General features: G+C 61.0%; 12 protein-coding genes. 6 read left to right on the top strand and 6 right to left on the bottom strand.

The window, feature by feature from the left end; all coding sequences use genetic code 11:
• Positions 1 to 38: 38 nt before the first annotated feature.
• Entirely contained in the window at positions 39 to 1241 is a 1203-nt protein-coding gene (locus ACXHXG_RS12140; protein ID WP_457899408.1) for an SGNH/GDSL hydrolase family protein, read from the top strand.
• Between the two features lie 47 nt (positions 1242 to 1288).
• Here ACXHXG_RS12140 and ACXHXG_RS12145 read toward each other — a convergent pair whose 3' ends face one another.
• Together ACXHXG_RS12145 and gltB are read right to left on the bottom strand one after the other, a co-directional pair.
• A complete protein-coding gene (locus tag ACXHXG_RS12145; protein ID WP_283047362.1) occupies positions 1289 to 2743 on the bottom strand; it encodes a glutamate synthase subunit beta in 1455 nt (484 codons plus the stop codon).
• A 178-nt stretch (positions 2744 to 2921) separates the two neighbouring features.
• A complete protein-coding gene (gltB, locus tag ACXHXG_RS12150) occupies positions 2922 to 7661 on the bottom strand; it encodes a glutamate synthase large subunit (RefSeq protein WP_457899409.1) in 4740 nt (1579 codons plus the stop codon).
• Positions 7662 to 8229: 568 nt separating this feature from the next.
• On the opposite strand from gltB, the gene ACXHXG_RS12155 reads away from it, so the two are divergent.
• Positions 8230 to 9276, top strand: a complete 1047-nt coding sequence (locus tag ACXHXG_RS12155; RefSeq protein WP_457899410.1) for a threonine aldolase family protein — start codon at positions 8230 to 8232, stop codon at positions 9274 to 9276.
• Between the two features lie 416 nt (positions 9277 to 9692).
• Here the strand turns inward: ACXHXG_RS12155 and ACXHXG_RS12160 are convergent, their stop codons facing one another.
• Positions 9693 to 10550, bottom strand: a complete 858-nt coding sequence (locus tag ACXHXG_RS12160; protein ID WP_457899411.1) for a LysR substrate-binding domain-containing protein — start codon at positions 10548 to 10550, stop codon at positions 9693 to 9695.
• Between the two features lie 105 nt (positions 10551 to 10655).
• On the opposite strand from ACXHXG_RS12160, the gene ACXHXG_RS12165 reads away from it, so the two are divergent.
• The gene (locus tag ACXHXG_RS12165) at positions 10656 to 11690 is read left to right on the top strand and encodes a bile acid:sodium symporter family protein (protein ID WP_457899412.1); all 1035 of its coding nucleotides are present in this window, start codon (positions 10656 to 10658) and stop codon (positions 11688 to 11690) included.
• Positions 11691 to 11797: 107 nt separating this feature from the next.
• Here the strand turns inward: ACXHXG_RS12165 and ACXHXG_RS12170 are convergent, their stop codons facing one another.
• Together ACXHXG_RS12170 and ACXHXG_RS12175 are read right to left on the bottom strand one after the other, a co-directional pair.
• Positions 11798 to 12262 carry an Hsp20 family protein gene (locus ACXHXG_RS12170; RefSeq protein ID WP_104824263.1) on the bottom strand — a complete coding sequence of 155 codons (465 nt, stop codon included), beginning with the start codon at positions 12260 to 12262 and terminating at the stop codon, positions 11798 to 11800.
• Positions 12263 to 12615: 353 nt separating this feature from the next.
• A complete protein-coding gene (locus tag ACXHXG_RS12175) occupies positions 12616 to 13032 on the bottom strand; it encodes a DUF2000 domain-containing protein (RefSeq protein ID WP_457899413.1) in 417 nt (138 codons plus the stop codon).
• 131 nt (positions 13033 to 13163) lie between these two features.
• On the opposite strand from ACXHXG_RS12175, the gene ACXHXG_RS12180 reads away from it, so the two are divergent.
• The 3 genes from ACXHXG_RS12180 (at position 13164) to ACXHXG_RS12190 (ending at position 15927) form a co-directional block, all read left to right on the top strand.
• A complete protein-coding gene (locus ACXHXG_RS12180) occupies positions 13164 to 13643 on the top strand; it encodes an Lrp/AsnC family transcriptional regulator (protein WP_285167591.1) in 480 nt (159 codons plus the stop codon).
• Between the two features lie 130 nt (positions 13644 to 13773).
• A complete protein-coding gene (locus tag ACXHXG_RS12185) occupies positions 13774 to 14841 on the top strand; it encodes a cyclic nucleotide-gated ion channel (protein WP_285167590.1) in 1068 nt (355 codons plus the stop codon).
• Positions 14842 to 14988: 147 nt separating this feature from the next.
• On the top strand, positions 14989 to 15927 hold the full coding sequence (locus ACXHXG_RS12190; protein ID WP_457899414.1) for a LysR family transcriptional regulator: 939 nt from the start codon (positions 14989 to 14991) through the stop codon (positions 15925 to 15927).
• Here the strand turns inward: ACXHXG_RS12190 and ACXHXG_RS12195 are convergent.
• Complete coding sequence (locus ACXHXG_RS12195) at positions 15878 to 16612, bottom strand: SDR family oxidoreductase (protein WP_457899415.1); 735 nt, start codon at positions 16610 to 16612, stop codon at positions 15878 to 15880. The genes ACXHXG_RS12190 and ACXHXG_RS12195 overlap by 50 nt on opposite strands.
• Positions 16613 to 16674 lie beyond the last annotated feature (62 nt).

Consider the following 16674-nt stretch of genomic DNA (forward strand, 5'->3'; position numbering starts at 1 on the left):
TTCATGCAACCATGGCGCAGCGAGCGGAAAAGAGCCCGATGAAAAACCGACCTGCCCGCGCGGCCATGACTGCTGCAAGAACGATGTTCACGGCACTTCTTGCAGGCCTTTTGGCGTTTGCCTGTCTGCTGACGGCAGCCGAGGCGCAGGAGCGGCCGCGCAGGACATTGCTTGAAATGTTGTTCGGCCGTTCGGAGCCCGATATTCCCTATCAGCCTCCGCCGAGACGCACGATTCGGCCGCCGCGCAAACGGATCGCTCCACCGCCGCGACAGGTGGTGGTGGCTCAGCCGGAGCCGCCACCGGAGATCCAGAAACTGCCGGATGCCAAGACGATCCTCGTCGTCGGCGATTTTCTGGCGGGCGGCCTGGGCGACGGGCTGGAAGATGCCTTTTCCACCTCGCCCGGCGTCGTCGTACAGACACGCAGCACTGTCGCCTCCGGCCTGGTGCGCCAGGACTATTACAACTGGCCGCAACAGTTGCCGGCCATGCTGGATCAATTGAAACCCGCCATGGTCGTCGTCATGATCGGGGCCAACGATCGCCAGCAGATGACGGGTGACGGGCTCAACGAAAAATTCGGCACCGACCCCTGGTACCTTGCCTATGAGGAGCGCGTGCAGCAGTTCGGCAGGCTGGTGACGAACCACCATATCCCCCTCCTCTGGGTCGGCCTGCCACCCTTCGGCTCCGACCAGATGACGGCCGATGCGGTGAAGCTCAACCAACTCTACCAAAGCAAGGTCGAAAGCGTCGGCGGCGAATTCATCGATATCTGGGACGGCTTCACCGACGAGAACGGCGAGTTCATCGTCACCGGTTCCGACATCAACGGCCAGCAGGTGCGGCTCCGAACTTCCGACGGTGTCAATCTCACGGCAGCGGGAAAACGCAAGGTCGCCTTTTACGTCGAAAAACCGACGCGCCGACTGCTCGGTGACCAGGCGAGCCCGGATATCATCCGCCTCGACACCGGCAATCAACTGCCGGCCGAACAAGTCAACCTGCCGCCGACGGAGATGGAAATGATCACCCGCACACAGCCGGTAAGCCTTTCCGACCCCAATCTCGACGGCGGCGCACAACTTCTCGGCGGCGCTCCCGCCCACAATTCCGTCACCCAATCTCCTCGCGACCTCCTGGTCGAGAAAGGCCAGATGGCCCCGGCGCCGACCGGACGCGTCGACGACTACCGACTGCCGGTGGGTGAGGCGCCGGCGGACAATTCAACAAAATGAAAGGGCCGCACTTGGCGGCCCTCTATATATCAGTACATGCGCTTCTCTTACCGCGGCAGCACCGTCGAGCCCATTAGGGCTTCGTCGATCGCGCGGGCGGCCTGGCGGCCTTCGCGGATGGCCCAGACGACCAGGGACTGGCCGCGGCGGACGTCGCCGGCGGTCCAGAGCTTGTCGACCGAGGTCCTATAGTCCTTGTCGTCGGCGACGACATTAGTCGAGCCGCGCTTGTCGGTGTTGAGCGTCAGCTTGCCGTCGAGTTCCTTCAGCACGCTGTCGGTGAACGGACCGCGGAAGCCGATGGCGATGAAGGCGAGATCGGCGCGGATAACGAACTCCGTGCCGGCAATCGGCTTGCGGCGCTCATCCACTTCGCAGCACTTCACGCCGGTCAGTACGCCGTCTTCGCCGATGAATTCCAGCGTTGCCACCTGGAATTCGCGCACGGCGCCCTCGGCCTGCGAGGAGGAGGTACGCATCTTCGTCGCCCAGAAGGGCCAGACGGCGAGCTTGTCTTCCTTTTCCGGCGGCTGCGGGCGGATATCGAGCTGGGTCACCTTGACGGCACCCTGGCGGAACGCGGTGCCGACGCAGTCGGACGCAGTATCGCCGCCACCGACGACCACGATATGCTTGCCGCCGGCAAGGATCGGGTCGGACGGCCAGCCGATGCTGTCGATGTTTTCGCGGCCGATGCGGCGGTTCTGCTGCACGAGATAGGGCATGGCGTCATGGACGCCTGCTAGCGTCGTGCCGGGAATGCCGGCTTCGCGCGGGGTTTCCGAGCCGCCGCAATAAAGAACCGCATCATGGTCAGCCAGAAGCTGCTCGACCTTGACGTCCACGCCGACATTGACGCCGCAATGGAAGGTCACGCCTTCGCCCTTCATCTGTTCGACGCGGCGGTCGATGAAGTTCTTCTCCATCTTGAAGTCCGGAATGCCGTAGCGCAGCAGCCCACCGGGCTTCGTTTCGCGCTCGTAAACATGGACTTCGTGACCCGCGCGGCCAAGCTGCTGAGCCGCCGCCATGCCGGCGGGGCCGGAGCCGATGACGGCGACCTTCTTGCCCGTATGGACGGTTGCCGGTTCCGGACGGATGAAGCCGAGTTCATAGGCCTTGTCGGCAATGGCCTGCTCGACCGTCTTGATCGCGACCGGAGCATCCTCGAGGTTCAGCGTGCAGGCTTCCTCGCAAGGTGCGGGGCAGACGCGGCCGGTGAATTCCGGGAAGTTGTTGGTCGAATGCAGGTTGCGGATCGCCTCTTCCCAATTGTTGTTGTAAACGAGGTCGTTCCAATCCGGAATCTGGTTGTGGACCGGGCAGCCGGTTGGGCCGTGGCAATAGGGAATGCCACAGTCCATGCAGCGTGCTGCCTGTTTCTGCACTTCCTGGTCCGACATGGGGATCGTGAATTCGCGGAAATGCCGGATGCGGTCCGACGCCGGCTGATACTTGCCAACCTGCCGGTCGATTTCCAAGAAGCCTGTTACCTTGCCCATGCTTTCGTTTCCTCACGCTAAATAGAGGAGCCGATGGCTCCCGTGCCTGAAGGCAAATCCCGCTGCCTTGTCCGGCACTGTAATTCAAAACCGATTCCGCTTTTCGACAGTTGCGACCGCCACCGCGGCGATCGCAATTGGACGCGAAATCCTCGAAGGGAAGACGAGCTGCAGCGGATCACTCCGCCGCCACACCCATCCGGCTACGCTCCATCTCTTCCAGCGCACGACGGTATTCGACCGGCATGACCTTGCGGAATTTCGGGCGATAGTCGGCCCAGTGATCGAGGATTTCCTTTGCCCGCGTCGAGCCGGTGTAGTGAAAATGGTTCGAAATCAACTGGTAGAGGCGCTCTTCGTCGTGGCGCGTCATGTCACCGGAGACGTCGACGCGTCCCTTGTGCATGAGGTCGCCGCCGTGATGATGCAGCTTCTCCAGCAATTCGTCCTCTTCCGGAACCGGTTCCAGCTCGACCATCGCCATGTTGCAGCGACGGGCGAAATCACCCTTTTCGTCGAGCACATAAGCGACGCCGCCCGACATACCGGCTGCGAAGTTGCGGCCGGTTTCGCCGAGCACGACGACGACACCGCCGGTCATATATTCGCAGCCATGGTCACCCACGCCTTCGACGACGGTGATGGCGCCGGAGTTGCGCACCGCAAAACGCTCACCGGCGACGCCACGGAAATAGCATTCGCCTTCGGTCGCGCCGTAAAGCACGGTGTTGCCGACGATGATCGAATGTTCGGCTGATATCTGCGAGTTTTCCGGCGGACGGATGATGATGCGGCCGCCCGAAAGGCCCTTGCCGACGTAGTCGTTACCGTCACCGATGAGGTTGAAGGTGACGCCGCGCGCCAGGAACGCGCCGAAGGACTGGCCGGCCGTGCCTCTCAGCGTGACGTTGATCGTGTCATCCTTCAGGCCGCGGTGACCGTAGCGCTTGGCGACGGCGCCCGACAGCATCGCACCGGCCGAACGGTCGACGTTCTTGATGTCGACTTCGAAGGCGACCGGCGTCTTGCTGGCAAGCGCCGGCTCTGCCTTCTCGATCAGCTTGCGGTCGAGAATGTCGACGATCGGGTGCTTCTGCACGGTCGTCCAATAGGTGTCTTCCTTCGGCGCATCGACCTTGTGGAAGATGCGGCTGAAGTCGAGCCCCTTGGCCTTCCAATGGGCGAGCATATCATCCTTCTCCAGCAGTTCCGAAGCGCCGATGATGTCGTCCAGCTTGGTAGCGCCAAGCGAGGCGAGAATTTCGCGCACTTCCTCCGCAACGAAGAAGAAGTAGTTGATGACATGCTCCGGCGTGCCCTTGAAGCGCTTGCGCAGAACCGGGTCCTGCGTCGCGACGCCGACTGGACAGGTGTTGAGGTGGCACTTGCGCATCATGATGCAGCCGGCCGCAATCAACGGCGCGGTGGCGAAACCGAATTCGTCTGCGCCGAGCAGCGCGCCGACGATGACGTCGCGGCCGGTCTTCAGACCGCCATCCACCTGCAGGGCGACGCGTGAGCGCAACCCGTTCAGCACCAGCGTCTGCTGTGTCTCAGCAAGGCCGATTTCCCAGGGCGAACCCGCATGCTTCAGCGAGGTGAGCGGTGAAGCACCCGTACCACCGTCGAAGCCGGCAACGGTGATGTGATCGGCGCGCGCCTTGGCAACGCCGGCGGCGACCGTGCCGACGCCAACTTCCGAGACGAGCTTGACCGACACATCCGAGGTCGGGTTGACGTTCTTCAGGTCGAAGATGAGCTGCGCCAGATCTTCGATCGAGTAGATATCATGGTGCGGCGGCGGCGAGATCAGGCCCACACCCGGCGTCGAATGGCGGGTCTTGGCGACCGTGGCGTCGACCTTATGGCCGGGCAACTGGCCGCCTTCGCCGGGCTTGGCACCCTGAGCCACCTTGATCTGCAGCACGTCGGCATTGACCAGATATTCGGTGGTCACACCGAAGCGGCCGGAGGCGATCTGCTTGATTGCCGAGCGTTCAGGGTTCGGCGAACCGTCGAAGAGCGGCGTGTAGCGATCGGATTCCTCGCCGCCTTCGCCGGTGTTCGACTTGCCGCCGATGCGGTTCATGGCGATCGCCAGCGTCGTATGCGCCTCACGGCTGATAGAGCCGAAAGACATGGCGCCTGTCGAGAAGCGCTTGACGATATCGGCAGCGGGCTCGACCTCGTCGACCGAGATCGGCTTGCGGCCGAGTGTTTCCGCATCCTTGATCTTGAAGAGACCGCGGATGGTGTTCATCCGGAGCGCCGACTGGTTGACCATCTCCGAGAACTCGCGATAGCGGTCCGCAGCATTGCCGCGCACGGCATGCTGAAGGGCGGCGACAGCATCCGGCGTCCAGGCATGGCTTTCACCGCGCATACGGTAGGCATATTCGCCGCCGATATCGAGCGTGCTTGCCAGGATCGGATCACGGCCGAAGGCCGACTTGTGACGGGCAACAGTTTCCTCGGCGATGGTCTCGAGGCCGATACCTTCGATCATCGTCGCCGTGCCGAAGAAGTACTTGTCGACCAGTTCCTGCTGCAAGCCGATCGCATCGAAGATCTGCGCGCCGCAATAGGACTGATAGGTCGAAATGCCCATCTTCGACATGACCTTGAGGATGCCTTTGCCGACCGCCTTGATATAGCGGTAGACGACTTCGCTCGCATCGACTTCCTTCGGGAAGTCACCGCGCTGATGCATGTCGAGCAGCGTGTCGAAGGCGAGATAGGGGTTGATCGCCTCCGCGCCATAGCCGGCGAGCAGGCAGAAATGGTGCACTTCGCGCGGCTCGCCGGTTTCGACGACGATACCAACCGATGTGCGCAGCCCCTTGCGGATCAGGTGATGGTGAACGGCCGCCGTCGCCAGCAGCGCCGGGATCGCGATGCGGTCCGGCCCGATCTGGCGGTCGGACAGCACGATGATGTTGTAGCCACCGCGAACGGCCGCTTCCGCACGCTCGCAGAGACGGTCCAGCATTTCCGGCATGCCTTCGGCACCGCGCTCGACATCATAGGTGAAGTCCAGCGTCTTGGTGTCGAAACGGTCTTCCGTATGGCCGATCGAGCGGATCTTTTCCAGATCGCCATTGGTCAGGATCGGCTGACGCACTTCCAGCCGCTTGGCATTGGCCATTCCGGTATGGTCGAGCAGGTTCGGGCGCGGACCGATGAAGGAGACGAGGCTCATCACCAGCTCTTCGCGTATCGGGTCGATCGGCGGGTTGGTGACCTGCGCGAAGTTCTGCTTGAAATAGGTATAAAGCAGCTTCGGCTTGTCGGACATGGCTGAGATCGGCGTATCCGTGCCCATGGAGCCAATCGCCTCCTGCCCCGTCGTCGCCATCGGCGACATCAGGATCTTGGTGTCTTCCAGCGTATAGCCGAAAGCCTGCTGGCGATCGAGCAGCGACACGTCGCGGCGCAGCGCCCGCGGCTCCACCGGCTTCAAGTCTTCGAGGATCAACTGCGTGCGGTTGAGCCAGCTCCGATAGGGATGCTTGGTCGCAAGCTCCGACTTCACCTCGTCGTCGGAGATGATCCGGCCCTTTTCCATATCGATGAGCAGCATCTTGCCCGGCTGCAGGCGCCACTTCTGAATGATCTTTTCTTCCTCAACCGGCAAAACGCCGGCTTCGGACGCCATGATGACGCGATCGTCGTTGGTGACGAGATAGCGGGCCGGACGCAGGCCGTTGCGGTCGAGCGTCGCGCCGATCTGCTTGCCATCGGTGAAGGCGACAGCGGCCGGACCATCCCACGGCTCCATCAGGGCGGCATGATATTCGTAGAACGCCTTGCGTTCCGCCGCCATCAACTGGTTGCCGGCCCAGGCTTCCGGGATCAGCATCATTACGGCATGCGCCATGGAATAGCCACCGCGCACGAGGAATTCGAGCGCGTTGTCGAAGCAGGCGGTGTCCGACTGTCCTTCGTAGGAAATCGGCCAGAGCTTGGAGATGTCGTCGCCGAAGAGCGGCGAAGAGACCGAAGCCTGGCGCGCCGCCATCCAGTTGACGTTGCCGCGCAGCGTGTTGATTTCTCCGTTATGGGCGACCATGCGATAGGGGTGCGCCAGCTTCCACGACGGGAAGGTGTTGGTGGAAAAGCGCTGGTGCACGAGGGCGACGGCCGATTCGAAACGCGGATCGGCGAGATCCTTGTAATAGGCGCCGACCTGATAGGCGAGGAACATGCCCTTGTAGACCACGGTCGAGCTCGACAGCGAGACCGGGTAGAAGTTACTCTCTTCGCCCTCATATTCCGCATAGATGCGGTTGGAGATCACCTTGCGCAGAGTGAACAGGCGGCGCTCGAATTCCTCATGCGTGCCGGCATCGCGGCCGGCGCCGATGAAGACCTGCACATGATGCGGCTCTGTAGCGGCGATGTCAGGCGCCTTCGAGAGCGAGGAGTTGTCGACCGGCACATCGCGAAAGCCGAGCAGAACCTGGCCCTCTTCGGCGACGACCTGCTTGATGGCGGTCTTGAAATGCTCGATCAACGCCTCGTCGCGCGGCAGGAAGAAATGGCCGACGCCATATTCGCCGGCCTTCGGCAGGGTAACGCCCTGCAAGGCCATTTCCTCGCGGAAAAAACGGTCAGGAATCTGCACGAGAATGCCGGCGCCATCGCCCATCAGCGGATCGGCACCGACAGCGCCGCGATGCGTCAGGTTTTCCAGAATGAACAGGCCGTCGCGCACGATCTGGTGCGACTTCTGGCCCTTCATATGCGCGACAAAACCGACGCCGCAGGCATCATGTTCATTTCGCGGATCATAGAGGCCCTGCTTCGGCGGGAGGCCTCCCGAGGCCAAACGATCGGCACGTTTCGACGTATTGACCGTGGCGGCAGCCTCTGCTGCTGCGATCTGGTCAAAAATCATGGACGGCGTCCTGTTCGTCATCGTTTTCCCTCCGGTAAGGCCCGCATCGCGGGCGATCCTTCGTCCCGCGCCGCCCCGTTATCGGGTCCGACGCGCGACAGCGCTGTTGCATTGTGAAGATCGGGCCGCAGACCATGACTCCTTGGTGGAGCCCGTCGTCAGCGTTCCGCGCCTTGCTTATTCCACCGCCGCTCCGCCTGATCGCCTCACGGCTCGATAGGACATGCTCGCGGTAACTATAGCTCGAAATCCCGATATCGTCAGGACCCTCTAGCGCATCTTCGGCCTTGGCGGCCAAAATAGGACAGCAACCCTGTCCTAATTCATCAGCTCTATGCCAGAAAGTGATCGGCTTCGCAAGAGCAAAACGGCAAAATAACGTTAACCCGCGACGGAAGATTGCCGATGCTTCAAAATTCGAGCAAGAAAGTTTCACCACGCCGCATCATTTTGTTTGTTGATTGCGTAGATCAATTTCTGTGATGTGTCCTTCAGCATGGCACTCTTGATCCCCTGCGGCATTGGATTAATGTCCGGCGGACCTCAGCTAACCCTCCCGCAATCCTGTTGATTCAGTTGGTGCATATCCATGTTTTTTGCTTCCGATAATTGGGCCGGCGCCCATCCCAAGATCGCCCAGCGGCTTTTCGCCGAATCCGGCGGTTTTGCCGCAGCCTACGGCACCAGCGATCTCGACCAGAAGATTGAAGCCAAGTTCGCCGAGATTTTCGAGCGTGAAGTCGCCGTCTTCTTCGTCGCAACCGGCACGGCCGCCAATTCGCTGTCGCTCGCCAGCGTCCAGAAGCCGGGCGGCGTCAGCTTCTGCCATCCAGAAGCACATGTCGCCGAGGACGAATGCGGCGCGCCGGATTTCTTCAGCGGGGCGCGGCTGGCGACGGTCGATGGTGCGGCCGGTAAAATCGACGTGAAGGCGCTCGTCACCAAGGTCGCCCGCTTTCCGCAGGATGACCTCCATCATGGCCGCGCCGCGGCAGTGACCATCACCCAGGCAACGGAGATCGGCACGGTCTATTCACTCGCTGAAATCGACGCCATCGCCTCCGTCTGCAAGGCAAACAGCCTGCCACTGCACATGGATGGCGCCCGCTTCGCCAATGCGCTGGTCGCGCTCGGCGTCAGCCCGGCGGAAATGACCTGGAAGCGCGGCGTCGACATCCTTTCCTTCGGCGGCACCAAAAACGGCTGCTGGTGCGCCGAGGCGATCGTCTTCTTCAATCCGGAGCAGGCGAAGGAGATGCACTTCATTCGCAAACGCGCCGCGCAGCTTTTCTCCAAGTCGCGCTTCATCGCCGCCCAGTTCGACGGCTATTTCGAAGATGGCCTCTGGCTCGACCTTGCCCGCCATTCCAACCGCATGGCCGATCGCCTGCGCGCCGGCATCGAGCAGGTCGCCACCGCACGCCTCGCCTGGCCGACCGCCTCGAACGAAGTCTTTGCGATCATTTCGAAATCGGCCGCCAAGACCGCCGAGGACAGGGGTGCAAAGTTCTACGAATGGCCGATCTCGGAATCGCGCCCCGAGCTGGTAAACGCGAACGAGACACTGATCCGCCTCGTCACCAGCTTCGCCACGACAGATGACGATGTCGCCGGCTTCCTGGCTTGCCTCGCCTGATTTTCGGGTAAAAAAGGAGCGCCGTAGCTGTCCCATTGGGACGCACGCGGCGCTCAGCACCTCATTTGGAGGTTAAATTCTCACTTGGGTGCATGAACAGTGCGGAATGTGAAACGTCTTGGCCCGATTGGCCCGGCATATGACGGGTTATGACCGTCATCGCCATGACGCAGGCGACCAGCCCGCAAATAAACATCGCACCATATTTCATCGGGCTGATTTTCCTCGACTCAGCTCGTTCAATTAAACTTAACCGTACTAATGAAAGCTGACATTAACCTGAATAGGTGAACAAAAAGGACAGGACACGCAGAAAGCGTATCGGGAGCCGGCGAAAGAACTTTAGCAGATCTCACAATCTTATTTATATGATTCCAAAATATTTTTTGGATTGATGGCGTCACCGCCCTGATAAGTCAGTTAGATCTCAGCCCTCGCACCTTCGCCAGAATATCCTCCGACAAGGCGCTGACCAGCAACTGATCCGCTCCCTTGCGTGGCACCAACACGAATTCGACGTCCTCCAGCATCGGCAGCCAACCGGGCGCAATTTCCGACAGTCCTGTTGGCGCCATGCTGCGGGGCTGAACGAGGACGCCCATGCCGGCACGCGCCGCCGCCGTCAGGCCGCTGAGGCTGCCGCAGGTACAGACGATGCGCCAGGGCACCTGTTGACGGCGCAGCGCCTCAAGCGCTACGGCCCGGGTAACGCTTGGGGCGGGAAAGGCGATCAGCGGTAAAGGCGCCGCGAGCTTGCGAATGCGCTCCGGATCACGCGCCAGCCAGACCAGCGGCTCGCGATAGACGAGCCTCCCCCTGGCATCGCCGAGGCGGCGCTTGGCAAGAACCAGGTCGAGGTCGCCATTGTCCTGCATTTCATAGAGCGTGCCGCTGAGCGCGACCGTCAATTCGAGATCGACGGAAGGATGCGAGCGAACAAATTCTTCCAGCACATCCGGCAACTGGCTGGTGACGAAATCCTCGGAGACACCGAGCCGCAAGTTGCCGCGCAGGCTGTTGCCGGCAAAGAGCTGCTGCACCTCCCCCTCGATCGACAGCATCTGCCGGGCATGGCCGAGCAGCGCCTCGCCGTCGCCCGTCAACACCACTCGATGCGTGTCGCGGGCCAGAAGCTTGCGGCCAAGCATAGTCTCCAGCCGCTGGATATGCTGGCTGACCGTGGACTGGCCGAGGCCAAGCCGCTCGGCCGCCAGCGTGAAGCTGCCCATCTGCTCGACGGCGACGAAGCTGCGCAATTGCGTGAGATCAAGCATGGCACTCATCCTGAATCACGATAACTGTTATTCCTTGCATCGCGGATCACGATAGGTCTATGTGCTAGAACTAATCTTACGGAATTGCAAATCGGGGTTGGCATCATGCGCCGCTTTCTTCCAGACACCTTCACCATGCTGCTCGTGCTCACCGTGCTGACGGCATCCTTCTTCCCCGTGCAGGGTACGAGCGCCAGCTACTTCGGCACCGCCACCAATTTTGCCATCGGCCTGCTGTTCTTCCTGCACGGCGCGCGCCTGTCGCGGGATGTGGTCATCGCCGGCCTGCTGCATTGGCGGCTGCACCTGGTCATCCTGCTGACAACCTTTGGCATTTTCCCGCTTCTGGCTCTCGCCATGGGCGTGCTGGTGCCAGCCATCCTGCCGCAGGCACTTTACACCGGCATCCTGTTCCTCAGCGTGCTGCCCTCAACGGTGCAGTCCTCGATCGCCTTCACCTCGATTGCCGGCGGCAATGTGCCGGCCGCGATCTGCGCCGCATCGGCCTCCAATATCTTCGGCATGTTCCTGACGCCCCTGCTCGTCGGCGTGCTCTTCTCCGTCGGCGGCCATGGCGGTGGATTCTCCTGGGACGTGCTGGAGCAGATCATGCTGCAACTGCTCGCGCCCTTCATCGCCGGCCAGGTCCTGCAGCCCTGGATCGGCAATTGGATACGCTCGAAGAAGACGATCCTGATGCCGATCGACCGTGGCTCGATCCTGATGGTCGTCTATTCGGCCTTCAGCGAGGCCGTCGCCGAGGGCCTGTGGCATACCTTCTCGCTCGTCGATATCGCCACGGTCATCGTCGCCAACATCGTGCTTCTGGCGCTGGTGCTCTGCATCACCATGTTCGGCAGTCGCGCGCTCGGCTTCTCCCGCGCCGACGAGATCACCATCACCTTCTGCGGTTCGAAGAAATCGCTTGCGAGCGGCGTTCCGATGGCCAACGTCATCTTCGCCGGCCAGGGCATCGGCGCCATTGTCCTGCCACTGATGCTGTTTCACCAAATCCAGTTGATGGCCTGCGCCGTCATCGCCCAAAAATATGCGGATGCCGCCAAGAGGCGGGAAGCGGCCAAGGCCGAAGCCCAGGCGGGCGTGGCCTCCAAGGCGAACGGAGCCCCGAACGCCGCGTGAGGACCATTCCAGCCACGATCGAATACAAAAGGCGGCGCCCCAACGGAGCGCCGCCTTGCTTTTGTGACCTTGGGAGGATCGGTCTTTGGTCTATTGATTGAAGGCCGTTAGTTGATACGGGCCTCGATTGCCTTCGGGGTCTCGACCGGCTCGGCGGCGATGGAGATACGGCGGGGCTTCATGGCTTCCGGAATGTTGCGCAATAGATCGATGTGCAGCAGACCATTCTTCAGCGAAGCCGCCTGGACCTCGACATGATCAGCGAGCTGGAAGCGGCGCTCGAAGGCGCGCTTGGCGATACCGCGATAGAGATATTCGCTGGCCTCAGCCGGCTCCTCGCTCTTTTCACCCTTGACCTGGAGAACATGGGCATGAGCCTCGATGCTCAGTTCCTTTTCATCGAAACCGGCAACGGCCATGGTGATGCGATAGGTGTTCTCACCGGTACGCTCGATGTTGTAGGGCGGATAGGTCTGGGCCTGATCCGGCTGCGCAAGGCTGTCGAGCATGGTGAAGAGGCGGTCGAAACCGACGGTGGAACGATAAAGGGGAGAGAAGTCTACGTGACGCATGGTGTCCTCCTGTGAGCGACGATTGCGATTCGGTTGTGCCCCATGACCCCGCTCTGGGCGGTCTCGGGACGGTTATGCGAGCCCTTTTGGCACCCGCAGAATGGAGATGGTGATCGCTTTTCGGGAGTTCAAGACCCCTGAAGACATCTCCCGAATTTCAGACATAACGCAGCGTGAACCGCAGATGAACGGCCGGTTCGGCACCCGTTCAGGCTGGCGGGCCTACCAATGGAACCATCGGATACATTCACTGTCCGATGACTGAAGTGTATCGTCCCTTCTTCTTCAGTCCTTGCTAGGCCGGCGACGCGGATCTCTCTATCTCCGCAAGCCGGCCCTTTTCTTTCCTTCCCTCAGCGCAACAGCTTCAGCGAGCCCGTCAGCGATTTCACCCATTTCGACGGACCCGCTATCCCCAGACCGTCGATCGCTTCCATCTGGAGGTCGCGGCCGGGAAACGTTGCCTCATACTCCCTGTAATCGTGCAGCGAGCGTGCAAAGGCCGGAAAGGCGACGACCGCACGTTCGCCCTGCGGCGGCAAAGCCTTCAGCAGCAGCGACCGGATGGTGTCGGCATCCGCCTGCAGCATCGGAACCGGCATGTTCGAACTGATGTCGATGGTCCGCCCTTCGCTATCGATCAATTGCTGCCCCGCAAGCGCGGGAAATCGCGCCCCCAGCCCGATCGCGATGGTGCCGGCGGTATTGGCAATCAGCCCGAGCGGCAGATCCGGATTGATGACGATGGCGAGGCGGATATCGGGAAGCATGGGAAACCTGTTGCTGGTGTCGATGTTCCCAAAAGAATATCCTGGGCGTCGCGGAGATTCTTACCTTTTATTGCCAATACTTGGCTATATATGGCAGACTCTACCCATATCGACCCATAATAAGGCGACATATGCCCTCCGCACTTGAATCGATCGACCTCAGAATCCTCGAAGCACTCCAGAAGGACGGACGCCTGACCAATCAGGCACTTTCGTCCGAAGTCGGGCTCTCCACCTCCCCATGCTGGCGGCGTGTGCGTCAATTGGAAGAAACAGGGGTCATCCAGGGCTATACGGCAACCCTCGACAGGCGCCAGATCGGCCTCGGCGTCCTGGCTTTCATCAGGGTGAAGATCGACAGCCACAGCGAGGCCGAAGCCGAAGAATTCTCGCGCGACGTCCTGAAGCTGAGCGAAGTCGTGGCATGCTACAGCATCGCCGGAGACTCGGATTTCCTGCTGCAGGTCGTTGCCGCGGACCTCGACAGCTACGCGGATTTCGCGATGGCGGCCGTTCGCCGATTGCCCCGTATCAAGGAAATGCAGACGACGTTCGTGCTCAAGGAAATCAAGCCCTTCAAGGGCTTTCCGCTGGATGTCGGGCAGCGATAACGGCCCAAGACGAATTTGCTCGTTCACTGGTCAACACTTGGCTGCTGCACATGCCTCAACAGCCCTTTACGTTTGGGCCGAAGGCATCCTATGCTTAGGTGAGTGGCAGGCCGGTCGGGGAGGTTGTTGAATGTCGGCACTCCCTTTCTCGAAGATTTCTGAGCCGCTGAGCGCGCTGCTTGCTGCAATCGGTCTCGTGACCGTGGCTGCGCTCACGATGCCGGACATCGCCGGACAGACTAGGCTCATTCTGGAAGTCCTGCTTGCCGGCATCTGGGCTGCCTATGTCCTGCAATTGATCGAAACGCTGATCGTGCGCCGGACAAAAAAAGTTCGCGACAAGGGGCCGGAAATAGTCGTCGATGTGCTCGCCGTTCTCATCCCCATGGCTGCGTTCCTGTTCGTCGGCGGCCGCGACCAAAGCCTCTATTGTGCCATCTGGCTGCTGAAACCCCTGCGCGGTTCGAACTTCTTTCGACTGTTGGGTAGGGTCCTCACTAAAGAAGCGCCCAATCTGATCGGCGTCACCTCGATCTTCGGCATCGTTCTGTTCGGCGCGGCACTCGCAGCCTATGTCATCGAGCGCGACGTCCAGCCCGACAAGTTCGGCAGCATACCCCTGGCGATGTGGTGGGCGGTAGTGACCTTATCGACCACCGGCTATGGCGACGAGATTCCGCAAAGCTTCGCCGGACGCGTTCTCGCCGGGCTGGTCATGATGAGCGGCATCGGCATCTTTGCCCTATGGGCCGGCATCCTCGCCACCGGTTTCTACGAAGAAGTCCGCCGCCAGGACTTCGTGCGCAATTGGCAGTTGGTTGCGGCCGTGCCGCTGTTCCAAAAACTTGGTTCTGCCGCACTGATCGAGATCGTACGGGCGCTGAGGCCGCGCGTCGTACCGGCGGGCACCGTAATCTGCCGCAAGGGCGACACGGGCGACCAGATGTTTTTCATCGTCGAAGGCCGCGTCAGCGTCGCGACACCACATCCGGTGGAGCTCGGCTCTGGCAGCTTCTTCGGCGAGATGGCGCTGATCAGCGGCGAACCCCGCTCGGCAACCGTCAGCGCAGTCACCGAAGTCTCGCTCCTCTCGCTCTATTCCGCCGACTTCCAGATGCTGTCCAGCAGCAGCCCGGAGATCGCCGACATCATCCGCAAAACCGCACTCGAGCGCCGCGGTACAACACCGAAGCCTTGAGGGCGGCGGCGATGGCCCTGCCCCGTTGACCTTCTATATGACCATTCCGTAATCTGTTGGCGGTGACAAAATCGATATCGTTGCGTCGCCTCCGCGCTGCCTCCTCATTTGGTGGCGCTTGTTCTGATCCCACTTCGGCACGGCTCAATGCATCCGAGACTACTCAAGACATTCCTGGCGGTTGCCCGAAATCGGAATTTCACTCGTGCGGCCGAGGAGGTGAATCTCGCGCAATCGAGCGTGAGCGATCAAATCCAGTCGCTCGAAACCGAACTGGGCACCGAGCTCTTTATTCGGTCGAGATCGGGCTTGGAACTCACGGCAGCGGGCGAAGCACTGAGACCCTATGCCGAAGAAATTCTGATGATGGCGGACGAGGCGCGTGCGGCCGTCGAGGCAGCCTCGGGGCGCACCGCGGGAACGGTGACGATCGGCGCACTGGAGACGATTGCTTCCGTGAGGCTTCCGCAATGGCTGGCGGCTTTTCAAAGCAATCATCCTGATGTCAATCTGCGGCTGAAAGTTGCAGGCAGCGGCGATCTATTGCGGAAGGTCGAAGACGGCGAGATCGATGTCGCCTTCTGTTTTGAGAAGGACGGTCTCGATGAACGCCTGGCGAAGCGGATGATATCTGCGGAGCCATTGGTTCTTATTGCGCCTCCTGGGCAGGAATCCTTATCGAAAGGAGGCGATTTGGCTGCGCTTGCTTCTACGAGCTTCGTCGCAACCGAGCCCGGTTGCATCTATCGACACCTCTTCGACAAGGCTTTCGACGAGGCTGGGATAGCGGCACCGAAACTCGCCGCCGAAGTCGGCAGCATCGGTACAATTGCCCGGCTCGTGGCAGCCGGTACAGGGATGAGCCTGGTTCCGCGGCTTGCGGTCGCCGACGCCCTCGATCGCGGCGAAATCAACGAGCTGCCCTGGCCCAGCCCAACCCGGACAGCGTCGCTTGTGATGATTTGGCGGCGCAGGCGTGTTCAGCCCCCAGCCTTGAAATTGTTGCTGGCAGCCGAAAGCAACGGTTTCGTACCCGCTAAACCAACCGGTGCCCGCCCTCGACATGCAGTATCGTTCCCGTTGTGAAAGCATTGCCCATCAGGAAACTGATGGCGTCGGCGATATCTTCCGGTTGTCCTACGCGCCCAACCGGCAGCCGTTTTGCCATGGCGTTCAGCGTCTCGTCCTTCTTGTCGCCGGCAACGAGCGCCCAGATGGGTGTGTCGACCCAGCCGGGCGAAACCGCATTCACACGGATTGGCGCCAATTCGACTGCGAGCGCCCGGACCAGCCCTTCCAAGCCCGCATTGACTGCGGCAACAACCGACCCTCGCGCCGATGGACGATAGGCCGCGATACCGGATGTGAAGGTGATGGAGCCCGTTGGAGAGAGTGCTGGCGCGCCATATTTCGCCAGCAATAGCGGTCCGTAGAATTTGCTTTCCACAACCTTTTGCGCAGCTTTGAGATCCAGCGAGGGCAGCAGTTCATAAGCACCTTCGATATCGGCGGCTGTGCTCACGATATGGTCGAGCCGACCGACCCGCTCGAATAGATCGGCAACCTGGCCTTCCTGCGTGATATCGGTCGCGATCGTGGAAAGTGCCGGATTTTGGAGCTCCGCGCCGGTGCGCTTCAATTTGTCCGCGTTCCGCCCAACGATGATGACCTCGGCACCGACGGCGAGCGAGCGTTTCGCCAGCGCCAAGCCCATTCCAGAGCTGCCGCCGACAATAAGGATTCTTGAATTCACGATTTCAGCAATTGCCATGTCTTTCATTCCCATACGGATGACCACGGCCGAGAACTCGCAGAGACGCGCAAGGAGGGGAA

Source organism: Rhizobium sp. LEGMi-198b, from assembly GCF_054114205.1.